At 68.7% G+C, this 16,327-nt stretch carries 14 protein-coding genes; 4 read left to right on the plus strand and 10 right to left on the minus strand.

Features of this window, described 5'->3' with window-relative positions; genetic code table 11:
• Complete coding sequence (locus FQ142_RS12915; RefSeq protein ID WP_056412138.1) at positions 1 to 2,460, minus strand: ATP-dependent helicase; 2,460 nt, start codon at positions 2,458 to 2,460, stop codon at positions 1 to 3.
• Between the two features lie 104 nt (positions 2,461 to 2,564).
• A complete protein-coding gene (locus FQ142_RS12920) occupies positions 2,565 to 5,426 on the minus strand; it encodes a lamin tail domain-containing protein (RefSeq protein WP_149423631.1) in 2,862 nt (953 codons plus the stop codon).
• A 164-nt stretch (positions 5,427 to 5,590) separates the two neighbouring features.
• Between FQ142_RS12920 and FQ142_RS12925 the strand changes: the two genes are divergently transcribed.
• Together FQ142_RS12925 and FQ142_RS12930 are read left to right on the plus strand one after the other, a co-directional pair.
• Positions 5,591 to 5,986, plus strand: coding sequence for a YccF domain-containing protein (locus FQ142_RS12925; protein ID WP_056412144.1), 396 nt, complete (start codon positions 5,591 to 5,593; stop codon positions 5,984 to 5,986).
• Positions 5,987 to 6,018: 32 nt separating this feature from the next.
• Entirely contained in the window at positions 6,019 to 6,480 is a 462-nt protein-coding gene (locus FQ142_RS12930; RefSeq protein WP_149423632.1) for a hemerythrin domain-containing protein, read from the plus strand.
• 33 nt (positions 6,481 to 6,513) lie between these two features.
• Here the strand turns inward: FQ142_RS12930 and FQ142_RS12935 are convergent, their stop codons facing one another.
• A complete protein-coding gene (locus FQ142_RS12935) occupies positions 6,514 to 7,500 on the minus strand; it encodes a glycerophosphodiester phosphodiesterase family protein (protein ID WP_149423633.1) in 987 nt (328 codons plus the stop codon).
• A gap of 87 nt (positions 7,501 to 7,587) precedes the next feature.
• On the opposite strand from FQ142_RS12935, the gene FQ142_RS12940 reads away from it, so the two are divergent.
• Positions 7,588 to 8,517 carry a Bax inhibitor-1/YccA family protein gene (locus FQ142_RS12940; protein ID WP_056412147.1) on the plus strand — a complete coding sequence of 310 codons (930 nt, stop codon included), beginning with the start codon at positions 7,588 to 7,590 and terminating at the stop codon, positions 8,515 to 8,517.
• A gap of 166 nt (positions 8,518 to 8,683) precedes the next feature.
• Positions 8,684 to 8,956 (plus strand): GlsB/YeaQ/YmgE family stress response membrane protein, encoded by a 273-nt coding sequence (locus FQ142_RS12945; protein ID WP_045253363.1) that lies wholly within the window; start codon positions 8,684 to 8,686, stop codon positions 8,954 to 8,956.
• An 89-nt stretch (positions 8,957 to 9,045) separates the two neighbouring features.
• Here the strand turns inward: FQ142_RS12945 and FQ142_RS12950 are convergent, their stop codons facing one another.
• The 7 genes from FQ142_RS12950 to FQ142_RS12980 form a co-directional block, all read right to left on the minus strand.
• Complete coding sequence (locus FQ142_RS12950; RefSeq protein ID WP_149423634.1) at positions 9,046 to 10,335, minus strand: RNA polymerase sigma factor; 1,290 nt, start codon at positions 10,333 to 10,335, stop codon at positions 9,046 to 9,048.
• Position 10,336: 1 nt separating this feature from the next.
• Positions 10,337 to 10,765: a YciI family protein gene (locus FQ142_RS12955; protein WP_149423635.1), complete on the minus strand. Its 429-nt coding sequence runs from the start codon at positions 10,763 to 10,765 to the stop codon at positions 10,337 to 10,339.
• 114 nt (positions 10,766 to 10,879) lie between these two features.
• Entirely contained in the window at positions 10,880 to 11,818 is a 939-nt protein-coding gene (locus FQ142_RS12960; protein WP_149423636.1) for an L-lactate dehydrogenase, read from the minus strand.
• A 144-nt stretch (positions 11,819 to 11,962) separates the two neighbouring features.
• A complete protein-coding gene (gene guaA / locus FQ142_RS12965) occupies positions 11,963 to 13,549 on the minus strand; it encodes a glutamine-hydrolyzing GMP synthase (RefSeq protein WP_056412163.1) in 1,587 nt (528 codons plus the stop codon).
• Entirely contained in the window at positions 13,546 to 14,052 is a 507-nt protein-coding gene (locus FQ142_RS12970; protein WP_056412167.1) for a DUF3817 domain-containing protein, read from the minus strand. Before FQ142_RS12970 ends, guaA begins: the two co-directional genes overlap by 4 nt.
• A gap of 45 nt (positions 14,053 to 14,097) precedes the next feature.
• A complete protein-coding gene (locus tag FQ142_RS12975) occupies positions 14,098 to 15,096 on the minus strand; it encodes a class I mannose-6-phosphate isomerase (RefSeq protein ID WP_149423637.1) in 999 nt (332 codons plus the stop codon).
• A complete protein-coding gene (locus FQ142_RS12980) occupies positions 15,093 to 16,310 on the minus strand; it encodes an ADP-dependent glucokinase/phosphofructokinase (protein WP_149423638.1) in 1,218 nt (405 codons plus the stop codon). Before FQ142_RS12980 ends, FQ142_RS12975 begins: the two co-directional genes overlap by 4 nt.
• Positions 16,311 to 16,327: the final 17 nt, after the last annotated feature.

Consider the following 16,327-nt stretch of genomic DNA (forward strand, 5'->3'; position numbering starts at 1 on the left):
TCAGATCTTCTCGATCGGTGCGACCTTGATGAGGAGCTTCTTCTGACCGGCGGAGTCGAAGCGCACGTGCGCGATGCGCTTGGCCCCTTCGCCGGTCACGGCGTCGACGCGCCCCTCGCCGAAGTCGGAGTGGCGGATGCGATCGCCGGCGGTGAGCTCGAGATCTCCGTTGTCGCGCATCTTCGCCGTGACACGGTTCGGGAACTTGTCCATGGCCGTCGACAGCGGCTTCAGCGCGTCGCGTCCGGGGAGCTGCTTGACCGCGAAGCGGTCGCCCGACCCGGATCCGGAGCCGCCGAAGCCACCTGCTCGGCGCGCATTCAGCGCGCGAGACTGCGTTCCTCCGCGCGAGTTCACGTCGCCCGGCGACTGGCGCCAGTCGATGAGCCCCGCCGGGATCTCCTGCAGGAACCGACTCGGCATAGCGACCGTGACCTCGCCGAACTGCGCCCTCGTCATCGCCAGCGACAGGTGCAGGCGCTTGCGCGCGCGGGTGATGCCCACGTAGAAGAGGCGGCGCTCCTCCTGAGGCCCACCCGGTTCACCGGCCGAGATGCGGTGCGGGATCAGGTCTTCTTCGACTCCGGTGACGAAGACGGCGTCGTACTCGAGCCCCTTCGCGGTGTGCATCGTCATCAGCGAGACGGAGCCCGACTCGTCGTCGAGATCATCGGCGTCGGACACCAGAGCGACCTCGGTGAGGAAGTCGACGATGGTGCCCTCGGGGTTGTTGCGCGCGAAGTCCCGGGCCACCGCTACGAACTCGTCGAGGTTCTCGACCCGCGCCTCGTCCTGCGGGTCGCGACTGGCGCGGAGCGCGTCGAGGTACCCGCTCTTCGACAGCAAGACGCTCAGCCCGTCGGCCACCGAGGTCGGCGGCGGGAGCTCGCCCGACGCGGGCAGCATGATCTCGGTCGCCTCGGCGAGCACGGCGTCGAGCTGGGCGATCCCCGCCTGGATCTTCGGACCGAAACCCAGCTGGTCCGGCACCGACAGAGCCTGACGGAAGGTGATCTCGTGCGCATCGGCGAAGCGCGCGATCGCGGACTCGGAGACGTCGCCGATGCCGCGACGCGGTTTGTTCAGGATGCGCCGCACAGCCATCTCGTCGGCGGGATTCGCCACCGCGACGAGATAGGCGAGAGCGTCTTTGATCTCGGCGCGCTCGTAGAACTTCGTGCCGCCCATGATCTTGTACGGCACCGCGGAGCGGATGAAGATCTCCTCGAGCGCACGCGACTGCGAGTTGGTGCGGTAGAAGACGGCCATCTCCGAGTAGGGCATACCGGAACGCCGCAGCGACTCGACCTCGTCGGCGACGAACTGCGCCTCGTCGTGCTGCGAGTATCCGGTGAAGCCGATGATCGCGTCACCGTCGCCCTTGTCGCTCCAGAGCTTCTTGTCCTTGCGGTCGAAGTTGTTGCCGATCACGGCATTCGCCGCCGAGAGGATGTTCTGCGTCGAGCGGTAGTTCTGCTCGAGCAGCACGACGCGCGCGCCGGGGAAGTCGCGCTCGAACTCGCTGATGTTGCGGATGTCGGCTCCGCGGAACGCGTAGATCGACTGGTCGGAGTCACCGACCACGGTGAGGGATGCGCCCTCGAGCTCCGGGGCGGTGTCGGGCTCGAAGATCATCATGCCGTTCGAGGCATACGGGTCGGACGACTCGCCCGTCACGGGTCGCGTCAGCTCGTGGATCAGCGCGTACTGCGCGTGATTGGTGTCCTGGTACTCGTCGACGAGGACGTGACGGAATCGACGGCGGTAGGTGTCGGCGACCTGCGGGAAGGCGCGGAACAGGTACACCGTCTGCCCGATCAGATCGTCGAAGTCGAAGGCGTTGGCCTTCTGCAGCTGGCGCTGGTAGTCGGCGAAGAGCTCGACGAAGATGCGCTCGGCGGGATCGGACATGTTCGCCTGGCGCGCGTAGGCGTCGGCGTCGGACAGCTCGTTCTTGAGCTTCGAGATCCGGGACTGGACCGCTCCAGGGGTGAGCCCGTAGGCATCGGCCTCGTGCTCTTTGACGAGTCGCTTGATGAGCGCGCGCGAATCACCGGAGTCGTAGATGGTGAACGACTTCGTGAAGCCGAACTGCTGGGCCTCGCGGCGCAGGATGCGGACGCACGCGGAATGGAACGTCGAGATCCACATGCCCTTCGCCGCCTCGCCGACGATCCCCTCGACGCGCTCGCGCATCTCGCCGGCGGCCTTGTTGGTGAAGGTGATCGCCAGGATCTGGCTCGGCCAGGCCTCTCGCGACCTCAGGAGCGACGCGATGCGGCGCGTGAGCACGCTGGTCTTGCCCGAACCCGCACCCGCCACGATGAGCAGAGCGGGGCCGCGATAGGTCACAGCCTCGAGCTGCTGAGGGTTGAGGCCGGCGAGCAGATCGTCTTGCCCCTGCGCCCCTGTGGAGCGTGGGCCGACGGATCCGGGGACGATGAGTGGGGCTTCGGTCATGGCCCTCTGAGTCTAGGCTGAGCCACCGACACGACGGCACCGACCGCACGACGACGGAGGGTGCGCGGAGCGACTCCGCACACCCTCCGTCCTCGATCCGTGGCTCAGCCGGTGCGGCGTCGACGACCGACCGCGATCATGCCGGCGACCACCAGCGTCAGCGCCAGGAGCACCGCCGCCACCGGCAGCTCGGCTCCGGTGACCGCGAGCGCGCCGCTGTCGCGGTTCTCGTCGGTGACAGCGGTGTCGGGCAGAGGTGGCGTCTGGCCGCCGGGGTTCCCGCCGGGGTCTTCGCCGGGGTTCTCCCCGGGGTTCTCCCCGGGGTTCTCCCCGGGGTTCTCGCTCGTCGCGCCGGGCAGGGTCCCCACCCGCAGCGCCTCCGAGGCGAAGCCGTCGGCGAACCACCACACGGGGCGCTGTCCGTCGACCGACAGCGAGGCGGGCGCGGTCGCGAAGCCCTCGTTGTTGATGTCGGGCATGCCGGCTGGGCGCGCGAAGTGCGCCACACCGGGCTGTGCGGTGCCGTTCAACGTGATCTGCGCCGACTGACCGTGGCAGCCGTCGTCGCACACCGCCCACAGCACGTCGAGCACGCTGTCGTAGTCGAGCGCCATGACGCCGGCGAGCCCGGGTGCGATCTCTGAGACCAGCGTCGCGGTGCCGTCGGCAGCGAGCGCGAAGGCATACACATGACCGTTGTCCTCGACGGCGACGAAGAACAGGCCATCACCGTGACCGGCGTAGTCGGTCGAGTCATAGGCCGCGCCCGTGTTGATGTCGAAGAGCGTGCCCTGCAGGGCGGTGTCCGGAACCCACTGCACGGCCTCCATGCCGAGGTTCGCACCGACGGCGGGCAGCAGAGCTGTGAGGTCCCACTCCTGCTGGGCGACGAGATCGCCCGAGGAGGCCTCCGGGTCCACCTTGAGCACGGTGTTCTCGTTCGCTCCCTTGGTGCTGTTGTCGCGCTCGGAGGCGACGTAGACGTATCCGTCGCCGTCGACCGTGATGCCCTCTGTGTCAGGACCCGCGGCGTCCGGGTCGGCGGCATCCTTCTGGAACCGCACCCGCTTGCCGGATTCCCAGCCCGCGAGCTGCGAGAACGAGCCGTCGGCGTGGGCCTCCAGCTTCCAGATGCGTCCGTCGCCGTTGTCGACGGCCCAGAGGAACGCGCCGTCCGTCGTCTCCTGCACGTCCAGGCCCGAACTGTCCTCGAGGAACGTCGGCGCGGTGTCGAGCACGCGCACCTCGGCCGACCCGGGCCAGGTCGAGACCGCGATCTCTCCGGCGCAGACGTTCGCGACGCCCTTCGTGCTCTCCGCGGTCGCGGCGAACGCTCCGGTGATGTCGGGGCAGCGCCCCCACGTGGTGGTCGCGTGCCCCGCACCCCACGTCGTCGAATCGACGAGCAGGTCACCGTCGAAGACACGCACCGCGTCTGGGTCGCCCAGTCCGAAACCGAGTGCGGCGCGCTCGATCACGAGATACGCACCGGCCGAGATCGTCGTCCCTGCCGGGATCACGTAGGAGTGGGTGTCGTCGTCGTCCTTCACGACGATCCCCGACACATCGAGAGTGGATGCGGTCGGGTTGACGAGCTCGACCCAGTCGTCGGGAGATCCGCCGTCGGACTCGACCTCGTTGATGCGCACGGGGTTGCCACAGGCGTTGCGCGCACCCTTGGTCGAGACGGCGATGTCGACGAAGTCTCCACTGCCGTCGGCGCAGCGGGCGAGCACGCCTGCGGCATGTTCGACGTACACGTGCTCGTCGACGACGCCGAGGCTCGCGTCGCGCAGAGTGACGGTGTCGCCGTTGCCCAGACCGAACACGAAGTCCGTCGGCTGGTCGAACACGAAGTAGGCGCCGGGCTCGATGATCGTGTCAGCCGGCAGCGGAGTCGCCTCCCCCGCATGGCCGACCGGATCGCCGTCCATCACGGTCCAGCCGGAGAGATCCACCGGGGTGCTGCCGGTGTTGACGACCTCGACCCAGTCGGTCGCATCTCCGTTGGACTCGATCTCGTTGATGACGACGTCGGGCATCACGCACGAGTTCGGAGCCCCCGGAGTCGAGTGGGCGAGCACGAAGGCCCCCTCACCGTCGGGACAGCGTGCGAGCGTCGCAGCGGCGACGTCACCGTCGATGGCGGCGTGGCCCGACCACGGGAGCGTGTCGTCGACCAGGATCTGGGTGGCGTCGAAGAGACGGATGCGGTCGGCGCTGCCGATGCCGATCGGATCACGGAACGCGGTCTCGACGCCGTCTACGAGACCGATGGAGGCCTCATCGACGACGAGGAACTCACCAGCCGCGATCTCGGTGCCCGGCCGGAACTGCCAGCGGTGGTCGTCGGAGTTGTCGCGGATCTCGTACCCGGAGATGTCGAGGGGAGCATCGCCCGCGTTGTAGAACTCGATCCAGTCCGCCGGCTGCGAATCGACTTCGTTGATGACGATCGAGCCGCCGACCGGATCGTCCGATGCGAACACGTTCGCCGCACCCTTGCTCGGTTCGGCCGTCTCCGCCCATTCCGCCGTGCCGTCCGCGTCGCGCAGACCCCAGGTGAGGGCGGCATGTCCGGTCCACCCGGTCTCATCGACGAGCACGGTGCTCGCGTCGAAGAGCCGCACCCGGTCGTCCTTGCCGAGACCGAAGGTGAACTCGCCCGCACCGTCGTTCACCTCGTCGAGCACCAGGTAGCCGCCGGGGGCGACCGTCGTCCCCTCCGGGAACGTGTACGACTCGTCGTCACCGTCGTCCTTGACGAGATAGCCGCTGAGATCGACGAGGGAGTCGGAAGAATTGACGAACTCGATCCAGTCGCCGGGCGTGCCTCCACTGGATTCGACTTCGTTGATGCGGATGCCGGATTCGGCTCCGGTGGCGGCGACGGGCACGGCGAGCAGAGCGGCTGCGCTGAGGGCGCAGACCGTCGTGACCGCAGCCGCGGTATGCAGGCGGGACATGGGTCTCCTGTGGGGATCAGACGGGGATGAACCCACATCACCGACCCCGCATGGCGGCCGCGCGACCCGCCGGTGCACGGATGGTGAACGGCCGGTGGCCGTTCGCCCTGTCGACCCTGCGGTGATGAGGCGGTTGCTCAGCCTCCCGATGCGACAATCGAGACGTGCGCACGATCCTCAACATCATCTGGCTGATCTTCGCCGGCCTCGCCCTCTTCCTCGGCTACATGCTCGCGGGGATCCTGCTGTGCATCCCGATCGTGACGATCCCGTGGGCGATCGCGTCGTTCCGTATCGCGCGCTATGCCATCTGGCCGTTCGGACGCGAGATCGTCAGCAAGCCGACCTCGGGTGTCGGCTCGTTCCTCGGCAACGTGCTCTGGGTCATCCTCGCCGGCTGGTGGCTGGCGATCGGTCATATCGTCTCCGGGCTCGCGCTGTGCATCACGATCATCGGCATCCCGCTGGGTATCGCCGATTTCAAGATGGTGCCGGTCTCGCTGATGCCGCTCGGCAAGGAGATCGTGTCCCGCAAGGGCGCGTTCGACCGCACCCTCTGACCGTTCGGCATGACCGCCCTAGACTGACCGGGATGGATGCCGACCGCCTGATCGCCTGGGACGACGAGCTCCGCCGGGCGCACACGCGCTTGCGCGCCGCCCTGGAGGCGACGCGGTCAGCGCTCGACCAGGATGCCGACGCCCCGCACGCCGCGTCGGATCTCGCCCTCTTCTGCATCGGATTCTGCTCCGCGCTCGATGGACATCATCGGAGCGAGGACCGCGCCCTGTTCCCCGCCCTGCGGGAGGAGCACCCCGAACTCGGTGAGGTGATCGACGCGCTCATGCAGGATCACTCGATGCTCACCCATCTGCTCGGTGCGCTGCGCGCCGCGGTCGACGGCGGCGAGAGCACCGAGACGATCGAACGGCACCTCGACGGCGTGGGCGCGATCATGGAGTCGCATTTCCGGTTCGAGGAGCGCGAGATCCTGGCACCGCTGCGCGCACTGCACCTGGATCGCGCCGTGCCCGACGTTCTCGGCCCGCTCTGAAGCTCGCTCAGTCCCGCCGGAGGAACGCGATGTTCACCCGCGGAAGAACGCGACGCCCAGATCGGGGTGATCGACGAAGACGCCGTCGACTCCGGTGCCGGCGATGACGCCCCACTCGGCCTCGTAGTCGCCGAACGCGGCGGGGCCACCCCGCCCCCGGAACCTCTTCGCGAGGAAGGAGTTCTCGGGCCGGCATGTCCAGGTGAAGACCTCGAGTCCGCGGGCATGGGCATCGGCGACGATGCTGCTGCCCGCAGCGAGCAGCATCCGCTTGTCGACGCTGACGCCGTCGACCGTGCCGACGAGTTCGTCGAGACCGCGCGGGGTGACCGCGGACGGATAGTCGGGGGCGTGCGCGCCGAGCGCGGAGACCAGGTCGTACGGGCGTCCGGCCGCCTCGACCAGGTAGATGTAGGACGCCACGATGCCGCGCGCCCTCAGCTGCCCCAGCACCGTCTGCTCGAAGCTCTCGATGATCAGCGGGAGCCCGCCGTCGGCCCAGCCGGCGGCGCGCAGATCGCGTTCGATCAGCGGAGCGAGATCGAGGCCGATGCCGGTGAAGTGGGTGGCGTGCTTCACCTCGAGCACGACGCCGATGTCGCGGCCGTGCTCGCGCGCCCCCTCACGCACCAGGTCGAGCACGTCGACGAGACGGAGGATCGGCTCCGCGCCGTCGAAGCCCGCGCTGGATGCCCTCAGCTCGGGCAGCCGCTCGCGGCTGCGGAGCGTCGCGAGCTCGTCCCAGGTGAAGTCCTCGGTGAACCAGCCCGTCAGCGAGTGTCCGTCCACGCGCTTCGTGGTGCGTCGATCGGCGAACTCGGGGTGGGCGGCGACATCGGTCGTCCCCGAGATCTCGTTCTCGTGCCGGACGACGAGCACACCGTCCTTCGTCGCGATGACGTCGGGCTCCACGGCGTCCACCCCCATCGCGAGAGCGAGCTCGTACGAGGATCGGGTGTGTTCCGGACGGTAGCCGGGCGCACCGCGATGCCCGATCACGAGGGGCGATTTGCTGGGCACGCTCTCAGCGTAGGACACCCTCACGACCCGCCCGGGCGGGTATCGTGGAGGAAAGCGACCTACAACCCCTTTGGAGTGAGGCCCACCATGAGCAACTTCGCCTTCAACAATCCGGCGTTCCAGCAGCAGGATCCGCGCAACGTCGCGACCTACCCGGGTGCGCCGCAGGGCGCTCAGGGTGCGCAGACCGCCTCGTTCCAGCACGGCACGATGGATGCCGCCGCGAACGCCCAGCTGGAGGGCATGTACGCCGCTCCCCCGGCCGGCGCGATCGAGACCGACCGCATGTCCGTCGAGGACACGGTCTGGAAGACCGCGGGCCTCTTCGGCATCCTGCTGGTCACCGCGGCCATCGGCTGGGTCTGGACCCTCGGCGGTCTCTCCGCCCCGGTGCAGAACCCGTACGACCAGTTCCAGCCCAACATGCTGCCGTGGATCGTCGGCGCCCTCGTCGGATTCGTCCTCGCGATGGTCATCTCGTTCACCTCGCGCAAGAAGGTGCGCCCCGCGCTGATCTTCGCGTACGCCGCCTTCGAGGGTCTCTTCATCGGTGGCATCTCGGCGTTCTTCGAGGTCCTGTACCCCGGCATCGTCTTCCAGGCGACTCTGGCGACGGTCTCGGTCGTCGGCGTCACGCTGGCGCTCTTCGCCAGCGGCAAGATCCGCGCGTCGAAGAAGGCCACGAAGATCTTCATGATCGCCATGGTCGGCTACCTGGTCTTCTCGCTGCTCAACCTCGTGCTCACCTGGACCGGCGTCCTCGGCGAGGGCGCGGCCTTCGGTCTTCTCAGCAAGGTCGAGATCCTGGGCATCCCGCTCGGCGTCATCATCGGCGTCCTCGTCGTCATCATGGCCGCCTACTCCCTGGTGCTCGACTTCGACCAGATCCAGCAGGGCGTGCGCAACGGCGCTCCCCGCAAGTACGGCTGGCTCGGGGCCTTCGGCATCATGGTCACCGTCGTGTGGCTGTACGTCGAGATCCTGCGCATCATCGCGATCGTGCGCGGAAACAACTGACGCGAGCATCGTCGAGAGGCCCGTCTCCCCGAAAAGGGGAGGCGGGCCTCTTGCCATACGAGGCCCCCTCCGCGCAAGGGGATGCGGGAAATACTCAGCTGCGGAATAGTGGTCACACGAACCCCCGGCACCCCAGGGGTTTTACACAGTAAGCAAGGAGCAGACCATGGGTTTTCTCGGATTTCTTCTTCTCGGCCTGATCGCAGGCGCCATCGCAAAGCTCATCCTCCCCGGTAAGCAGGGTGGCGGCTGGCTCGTCACTCTTCTGCTCGGTGTCGTCGGAGCTCTCCTCGGTGGATGGATCGGTTCCGCCATCTTCGGCGTGGGCGTCGACAGCTTCTTCGAGATCAGCAGCTGGCTCCTCGCCATCGGCGGCTCGATCATCGTGCTGCTCATCTACGGCCTGATCGTCGGCCGCGGCAACAAGGCCCGCAGCTGACCACATCGCGCCTCGCGCGGTGAACAGAACCGCCCTCGTCGACAGCACTGCTGTGGGCGAGGGCGGTTCTTCGTGTGCGCGGTGCGTCGTCAGCTCTCCACGGCCTTGGCGGCGAGCAGCGCGCGCTCGCGCTCGTTCCCGGCCAGCGCCGCCGCCACGGCGAACTCGCCCCGCGCCTCCTCCCGACGTCCGAGCCGCAGCAGCAGCTCGGCACGGGTCGCGGGAAGCAGGTGATACCCGGCCAGCGCGCCCGAGGCCGCGAGCGCGTCGACGATCTGCAGTGCGGATGCCGGACCGACAGCCATCGCCACCGCCGCCGCCCGGTTGAGCTCGACCACGGGCGACGGCGCGATGCGGCCGAGAGCCTCGTAGAGCACGACGATGCGGTCCCAGTCGGTCTCCTGCACCGAGGCCGCCACCGCGTGGCATTCCGCGATCGCGGCCTGCAGCCCGTAGGCACCGCGCCCGGCGCCCCGCGCGTCTGCCCGTGCCAGCGCATCGCGCCCGCGCGCGATCCGGCCGCGATCCCAACGCCGCCGATCCTGATCGGCGAGCAGCACGGGATCCCCGTTCGCGTCGACCCTCGCGGCGAAGCGTGCAGCCGTGAGCTCCATCAGGGCGAGCAGGCTGAGCGGATCCCGCTCTCGCGGCATCAGCGCCGCGAGCACTCTCGTGAGTCTGATCGCCTCGGCACTCAGCTCGGGGCGCATCCAGTCGGGTCCGCTGCTGGCCGAGTGCCCCTCGTTGAAGACCAGGTAGAGCACGCCGAGGACCGCACCCAGCCGCTCCGCATGCTGCTCGCGAGGGGGCATCTCGAACGGCACGTGCGCGGCAGCGAGGGTCTTCTTCGCGCGCACGATGCGCTGATGCACGGTCGCCGTCGGGACCAGGAAGGCCCGAGCGATCTCCTCGCTCGACAGGCCGCCCACGACACGCAGGGTCAGGGCGACCTGGGCCTCGCGGGAGAGCACGGGATGGCAGGAGATGAAGATCAGCCGGAGCACGTCGTCGTCGACGGCATCCGGGTCCCACGGCGGGGCATCGGTCGCCGCATGCTGCTCGCGCTCCAGGTCGTGGGCGAGCACCGCCATCCGCTCGTCCAGCCGTTCGCGCCGACGCCACCCGTCGACCGCCTTGCGTCTGGCCACCGCCGTCAGCCACGCGGCTCCGTTGCGCGGCACCCCCTCGACGGGCCACTGGCGCAACGCGTCCAGCAGCGCCTCCTGAGCGAGATCCTCGGCGAGGCCGAAGTCGCCGACCATGCGTGTGAGGGTGGCGACGATCTTCGCCGACTCGATGCGCCACACGGCCGCGACGGCCCGCCGCGCGCCCTCGTCGGGGGCGGGGCGGGCCGGATCGCTGTCGTGAGCCTCTGTCATCTCACTCCTGAGCGCGGCGCGCCTCTTCGTCCGCGCGCCAGCCCTTCTCCTTCTCGATCCACTCGTTGTCGGCCGGGAAGTCGGATTCGTCGGTCACCCGTCGCACCTCGAGGAACGACCCTGCTCCCAGCGGAGCGCGACTCGCCCACTCGGCGGCCACCTCACGGGATGCGACCTCGATGATCCAGAAGCCGTTGAACAGCTCCTTGGTCTCGCCGTAGGGGCCATCGGTGATGAGCGGCTTCTCGGCGCTGAAGTCGACGACGAAGCCCTCGGAGGCGTCGCTGAGCCCTTCGCCGGCGAGCAGCACACCGGCCTTGATCATCGACTCGTTGTACGCGCCCATGGCCGCGATGACCTCCTCGAAGGGCGTCTCCTCGTACGCCTCGACCGCGTCGTCGGTCGCGCGCATGATCAGCATGTACTTCATGATGTTCTCCTCGGTGGATGGGGCCGTCTCTCGACCCTCTCATTCAGGACGTCGAACGGGAACACCCCAGATCGACATCGTCGCCGAAGAAATCCGAGATTCTCTGCGACCGGTTCATCCGAGCTCGTCGATCGCCGCGCGGATCGCCGCGGCGGATGCGTGCAGCTGAGCCCTCTCGTGCGCACTCATGGGCGTCTCCCCCAGCGGCACCGCACCCGCCGCGCCCACCACAGACGGCACGGACAGCGCGACGCCGTCGATGCCGTACTGGCCGTCGAGCACGGTCGCGACCGGGAGGACGGCCCGCTCGTCCCGCAGGACCGCTTCGGCGATCCGGGCGCAGCTGACGCCGATCGCGAGGTTGGTGGCGCCCTTGCCGCGAATCACGGCGTAGGCCGCGTCACGCACCTCGATCGCGATCCGGTCGAGCTCCTCGACCGTGAACGGCTTGTCGGCGGGCCAGTCGAGGATAGGCACGGATCCGATCGTCGCGTTGGACCACAGCGGGAACTCGGTGTCGCCGTGCTCGCCCACGATGTCGGCGTGGACACTCGCCGTGCTCACGTTCGCCCGGTGCGCGAGACGCCAGCGCAGTCGGGAGGTGTCGAGGACGGTGCCGGATCCGAACACCCGGTGGGGAGGCAGCCCGGAGACGCGCTGGGCGACCACCGTCATGACATCGGCCGGATTCGTCACGACGAGGAACACCGCCTGGGGCGCACGCTCGACGAGCTGCGGCATGAGCGTCTCGAGCAGCCGCGCATTGATGCCGGAGAGCTCCATGCGGGTCTGCCCCGGCTGCTGCTTCGCCCCGGCGGTCACCACGATCACGTCGCTGCCGTCGACGACCGAGAGATCGGAACCGCCGCTGACCGAGGCAGAGGTGAACTGGGTGCCGTGCGCGAGGTCGAGCACCTCGGCATCCACCTTGTCGGTCGCGATGTCGTAGAGCGCGACCTCGGCCGCACTCCCCCTGATCAGCGCCGCATACGCCACGCTCACCCCTACGCTCCCTGCACCGATAACCGTGATCTTCGTCCGCGCCGTGGTCATACGCTCATCCTGCCGGATGAGACGCGAACGGGCACGGACCGTGATGGTCCGTGCCCGCTCGGCATCATCCGCGGGAGATCACTCCCACTCGCCCGCCGGCGCGGTCGAATGCACGGAGTGCTCACGCGAGTGGGAGCTCCTTCGTCACTCCCACTCGATGGTTCCCGGCGGCTTCGACGTGACATCGAGCACCACGCGGTTGACGTCACGGACGCCGTTGGTGATGCGGTTCGAGATCTTCGACAGCACGTCGTACGGCAGACGCGTCCAGTCGGCGGTCATCGCGTCCTCGCTCGAGACCGGGCGCAGCACGATGGGGTGGCCGTACGTGCGTCCGTCGCCCTGCACGCCCACGGAGCGCACGTCGGCGAGCAGCACCACCGGGCACTGCCAGATGTCCTGGTCGAGCCCCGCCTTGGTGAGCTCCTCCCGTGCGATCGCATCGGCTTCGCGAAGGATCTCGAGCCGATCCTGCGTGACCTCGCCGATGATCCGAATACCGAGACCGGGCCCGGGGAACGGCTGGCGTCCGACGATCGCCTCGGGGATGCCGAGCTCGCGGCCGATCGCACGGACCTCATCCTTGAAGAGCGCCCGCAGCGGCTCGATCAGCTCGAAGTCGAGGTCGTCGGGCAGTCCGCCCACGTTATGGTGCGACTTGATGTTGGCGGTACCCGCTCCGCCGCCGGACTCGACGACATCGGGGTAGAGCGTTCCCTGCACGAGGAACTTGACCGGTGCGCCGCCTGCGGCCTTGGCCTCGGCGACGAGGTCGAGCTGCACCTTCTCGAACGCCCGGATGAACTCACGACCGATGATCTTGCGCTTCTCCTCGGGGTCGGTGACTCCGGCGAGGTGACCCAGGAAGGTCTCTGCCGCGTCGACCGTGATGAGGCGGACGCCGGTCGATTCGACGTAGTCCTGCTCGACCTGCTCGCGCTCGCCCTTGCGCAGCAGACCGTGGTCGACGAACACCGCCGTGAGCTGATCGCCGATGGCCTTGTGCACGAGCGCGGTCGAGACGGCGGAGTCGACGCCACCGGAGAGCGCGGAGATGACGCGGGCGTCACCCACCTGCTCGCGGATGCGTGCGACCTGCTCCGCGATCACGTTGTCGGGATTCCAGTCGGATGCGAGCCCCGCACCGCGGTGCAGGAAGTTCTCGATGACCTGCTGGCCGTGATCGGAGTGCTTCACCTCGGGGTGCCACTGCACGCCGTAGAAGCCGCGTTCCGGATCCGCGAAGGCGGCGACCTTGGTCGCCTCAGTGGTCGCGAGGACCTCGAAGCCCTCGGGGGCCTTGGCGACCTGGTCGCCGTGACTCATCCACACGTTCTGCTCTGCAGGCTGCCCGCCGAGCAGGGTGCCGCCGTCGCCCGTGATGACCGCGTCGGTGGCGCCGTACTCGCGCAGGCCCGTGTTCGCGACCTCGCCGCCGAGCGTCTGCGCCATGTACTGGAAGCCGTAGCAGATGCCGAGCGTCGGGACCCCGAGCTCGAACACCGCGGGGTCGAGGCGGGGAGCGCCCTCCTCGTACACCGACGACGGCCCGCCGGAGAGGATGATCGCGACCGGGTTCTTCGCCGCGATCTCCTCGGCAGTGGCCGTGTGCGGCACGATCTCGCTGTAGACGCCGGCTTCACGCACTCGGCGGGCGATCAGCTGCGCGTACTGCGCGCCGAAATCGACGACGAGTGCGGGGCGCTGCTGGGTCTCTGACTGTTCGGTCAACGGACACCTTCCGGGGCGGGGGCCTGTGCGGCCTCTCGAGTGGCGAGATAGGTCTTGACCTCGCGGGCGACCACGTTCTCCATGAAGAAGGAGAGCAGCGGGATCACACCACCGAGGGCGAGGAGGATGAAGCGGGGGAACGGCCAGCGCATCAGGCTCCACATGCGGAAGCACGCGAAGAGGTACACGACGTAGAACCAGCCGTGCGCGACGAGGATGAACAGCGACAGGTTGAACCCGTCACCCAGCGAGGTCATCTCGCAGGAATTGGTCATCGGTGCGAACAGCGACCACCACTGGCAGTCCGGGCCCGCGAGGACGCCCGCGAACCAGAGCGGTCCTCCGGAGCCCCCGAGGAAGAGTTCGAGGTGGATCGGCGTGTACTTCAGCACCATCTCGGTCAGCAGCAGGAGCAGCATGACTCCGGTGATGATCGACGCGATCTGGTAGAACTTCAGCGCACCGCGGATCGCCGGAAAGCTGGCGACTTTCGGTTCGGGCATGCCCTCAGTCTAGTCGGCGTGGAATTGCGGACGAACGAGTCGCAGCTACGTGGCCGGGGGCCGGCCGATCAGCAGCTCGCCGACGCCGGCGACGTCGAGGGGACCCGCACTCCAGGGGACGAGGAGGGTGCTCCCGGAGCGGAGCCGCTCCCCCGCCGACCCCGCGACACCGATCTCGAGTGCCCCCTCCGTGACGACCACGATCGAGAACCCCTGCTCCACCGTGGCGGCCCGATCGACCCGCATCCGATGGAGTCGGAAGTACGGATCCGCATCCGCCGGGAACACGGACCCGCTCGCCGGCGCGGACCGCACGAGATCGCGCATGTCCTCCAGACTGCGTGCCCGGGTGTTCACCGCCGTGAGGGCGAGATCGAAGCCCAGCCCGAGATGGCCGAGAGCCGGTCCGTCGATCGCGAAGCCGTCCCACTCGAGCAGGATCGACAGGTCCTCGGGCTGCTGGAGTTCGAGGAGCAGCACTCCGGCGCCGATCGCGTGGAGCTCGCCAGGAGGCACCCAGACGACATCGCCCGGCGCCACGTCGATCGCGTGCAGCAGACCGAGGAGCGCACCGACGTCCTGCGCTGTCACCAGCGTGGAGAGGCGGGCGAGGTCGACGTCGTCACGCACTCCGACGTGCACGGTGCCGCCCTCGAGGATGTACCACGCCTCGGCCTTGCCGTGCGCGCGACCCAGGTGGCTCGCCGCGAAGTCGTCATGAGGGTGCGCGTGCACCGGCAGGCGCTGACCCGCGTCGAGGATCTTCACCAGCAGCCGGGTGTCGGCGCCCCATCTCTCGACGTGCGCGGCACCCAGCCACGCGATCGGATCGGCCTCGACGGCGTCGCGCAGCACACGTCCGTCCGGGAGCGTCGTGAGCCCGAGCGTCTCCTCTCCGCGGATGGTGGTGGTCGATCCCACCCAGTCCTCCGGGACCCGGTCCGCGGCTCCGTGCTCGCGGCGGAACGCGTCGAGCCGCGCGCCGCCCCGGTAGAAGCGCTCGGGCGGGCGGTTGGTGGGCAGCAGAATCGGATTCACGGTCATCGTCCGTTCTCGGCGTGCACGGCGAGAAATCCCCCGACGAAGCTGTCGCCGAGGCCGATCGTCGTGGGATGCGCGACATCGAGCGAGAAGGCGGGCACGCCGACGGCATCCGTGATGCTCCTCTCGACCTCTGCGACCAGCTGCGAACCGCCGGAGTGCCGCGGCATCGAAGCCGTCGCCTCTGCCTCCTCCGGCGTGAAGCCGTCGCCGACGCGATAGCGCGTGGCGGCGACGCGGACGGCGCTCTCGAGCGCCTCGCGATGACGTGCGGACTGCGGGCCGACGGCGATCGCCCAGTACCGGGTGTGCACGACGAGAGCCGGCACCGGGATGATCCGCTGCACCTCCTCCAGCGCGCGCGTCACGTCGGCCGCATCGAGCAGGTTCACCGGATGCCCGACGTATTCCTGCAGCTCGTCCTCGTTCATCCCGTACACGTGGATGCTCGGCAGCAGCCGCCTGCGCACTGTCTCGGCGAACGCGCGCGTGTAGAAGCCCGCATCCTCGTAGTAGACCAGCGCGTCCGCGGGGAGGCGAGGCAGCGCGCGAGCGATGTCGTCGAGGCGTTCTTCGAGCAGGGAATGGTCCTGCATCGTGTTGAACCCGGAGATCAGGAAGGCGGATGCCGTGGCGAGCGCATCCGGCAGCCCCTCGGCGATCACCATCTCGCGGTTCGGTGGATCGTTCGCGAAGATCAGCCGATTGGCCGCGGGTGAGACGATGTCGCCGTCGACGAGGCGCACGGTCGCCCCCACCGGATACTGCACGATCAGGTGGGGGTCGAGCGTGTCGCGCGTGGCGGAGGACAGGACGGTGATGGCCGGGGGCAGCAGCCGTCGCACGTTGTCGTCGACGCTCACCAGATGCTGGACGCTGGGGATGCCGAGGCTGTCGAGCACCAGCCCCGCCCGCACCCCCGTGCCGCCGAGGGTCACGTCGTACGCGAAGTGCCCCGCGAACCGCTCCAGGATCTCGGACGAGGCGACGAACCGCTCCGCGCCCGTGCCCGCCGCGACGAACGCGAGGATGGTCACCAGAAGGGAGCGCTCGTCGGTGATCGGCGCCGAGGGCGTCAACTCGTGCCGGCGCACGCGCAGCTCGCGTGCGAGTCGCTCGACCACGGCGGAATCCCACCGGAGCTCGAAGTCGACCGTTCCGCCGAGCCCGAGCACGAGCTGCCTGTCGCGTGCTGCCACGCCCGCTTCACCGATCATCCGACGATCGTCCTCCT

The organism is Microbacterium sp. ANT_H45B (assembly GCF_008369345.1).
Lineage (GTDB): Bacteria > Actinomycetota > Actinomycetes > Actinomycetales > Microbacteriaceae > Microbacterium.

Bases quoted from the DNA above. Each gene is read 5' to 3' on its own strand.
- FQ142_RS12915 (WP_056412138.1), bottom strand. From the start codon at position 2,460: ATGACCGAAGCCCCACTCATCGTCCCCGGATCCGTCGGCCCACGCTCC.
- FQ142_RS12920 (WP_149423631.1), bottom strand. From the start codon at position 5,426: ATGTCCCGCCTGCATACCGCGGCTGCGGTCACGACGGTCTGCGCCCTC.
- FQ142_RS12930 (WP_149423632.1), top strand. From the start codon at position 6,019: ATGGATGCCGACCGCCTGATCGCCTGGGACGACGAGCTCCGCCGGGCG.
- FQ142_RS12940 (WP_056412147.1), top strand. From the start codon at position 7,588: ATGAGCAACTTCGCCTTCAACAATCCGGCGTTCCAGCAGCAGGATCCG.
- FQ142_RS12945 (WP_045253363.1), top strand. From the start codon at position 8,684: ATGGGTTTTCTCGGATTTCTTCTTCTCGGCCTGATCGCAGGCGCCATC.
- FQ142_RS12950 (WP_149423634.1), bottom strand. From the start codon at position 10,335: ATGACAGAGGCTCACGACAGCGATCCGGCCCGCCCCGCCCCCGACGAG.
- FQ142_RS12955 (WP_149423635.1), bottom strand. From the start codon at position 10,765: ATGAAGTACATGCTGATCATGCGCGCGACCGACGACGCGGTCGAGGCG.
- FQ142_RS12960 (WP_149423636.1), bottom strand. From the start codon at position 11,818: ATGACCACGGCGCGGACGAAGATCACGGTTATCGGTGCAGGGAGCGTA.
- FQ142_RS12970 (WP_056412167.1), bottom strand. From the start codon at position 14,052: ATGCCCGAACCGAAAGTCGCCAGCTTTCCGGCGATCCGCGGTGCGCTG.
- FQ142_RS12975 (WP_149423637.1), bottom strand. From the start codon at position 15,096: ATGACCGTGAATCCGATTCTGCTGCCCACCAACCGCCCGCCCGAGCGC.
- FQ142_RS12980 (WP_149423638.1), bottom strand. From the start codon at position 16,310: ATGATCGGTGAAGCGGGCGTGGCAGCACGCGACAGGCAGCTCGTGCTC.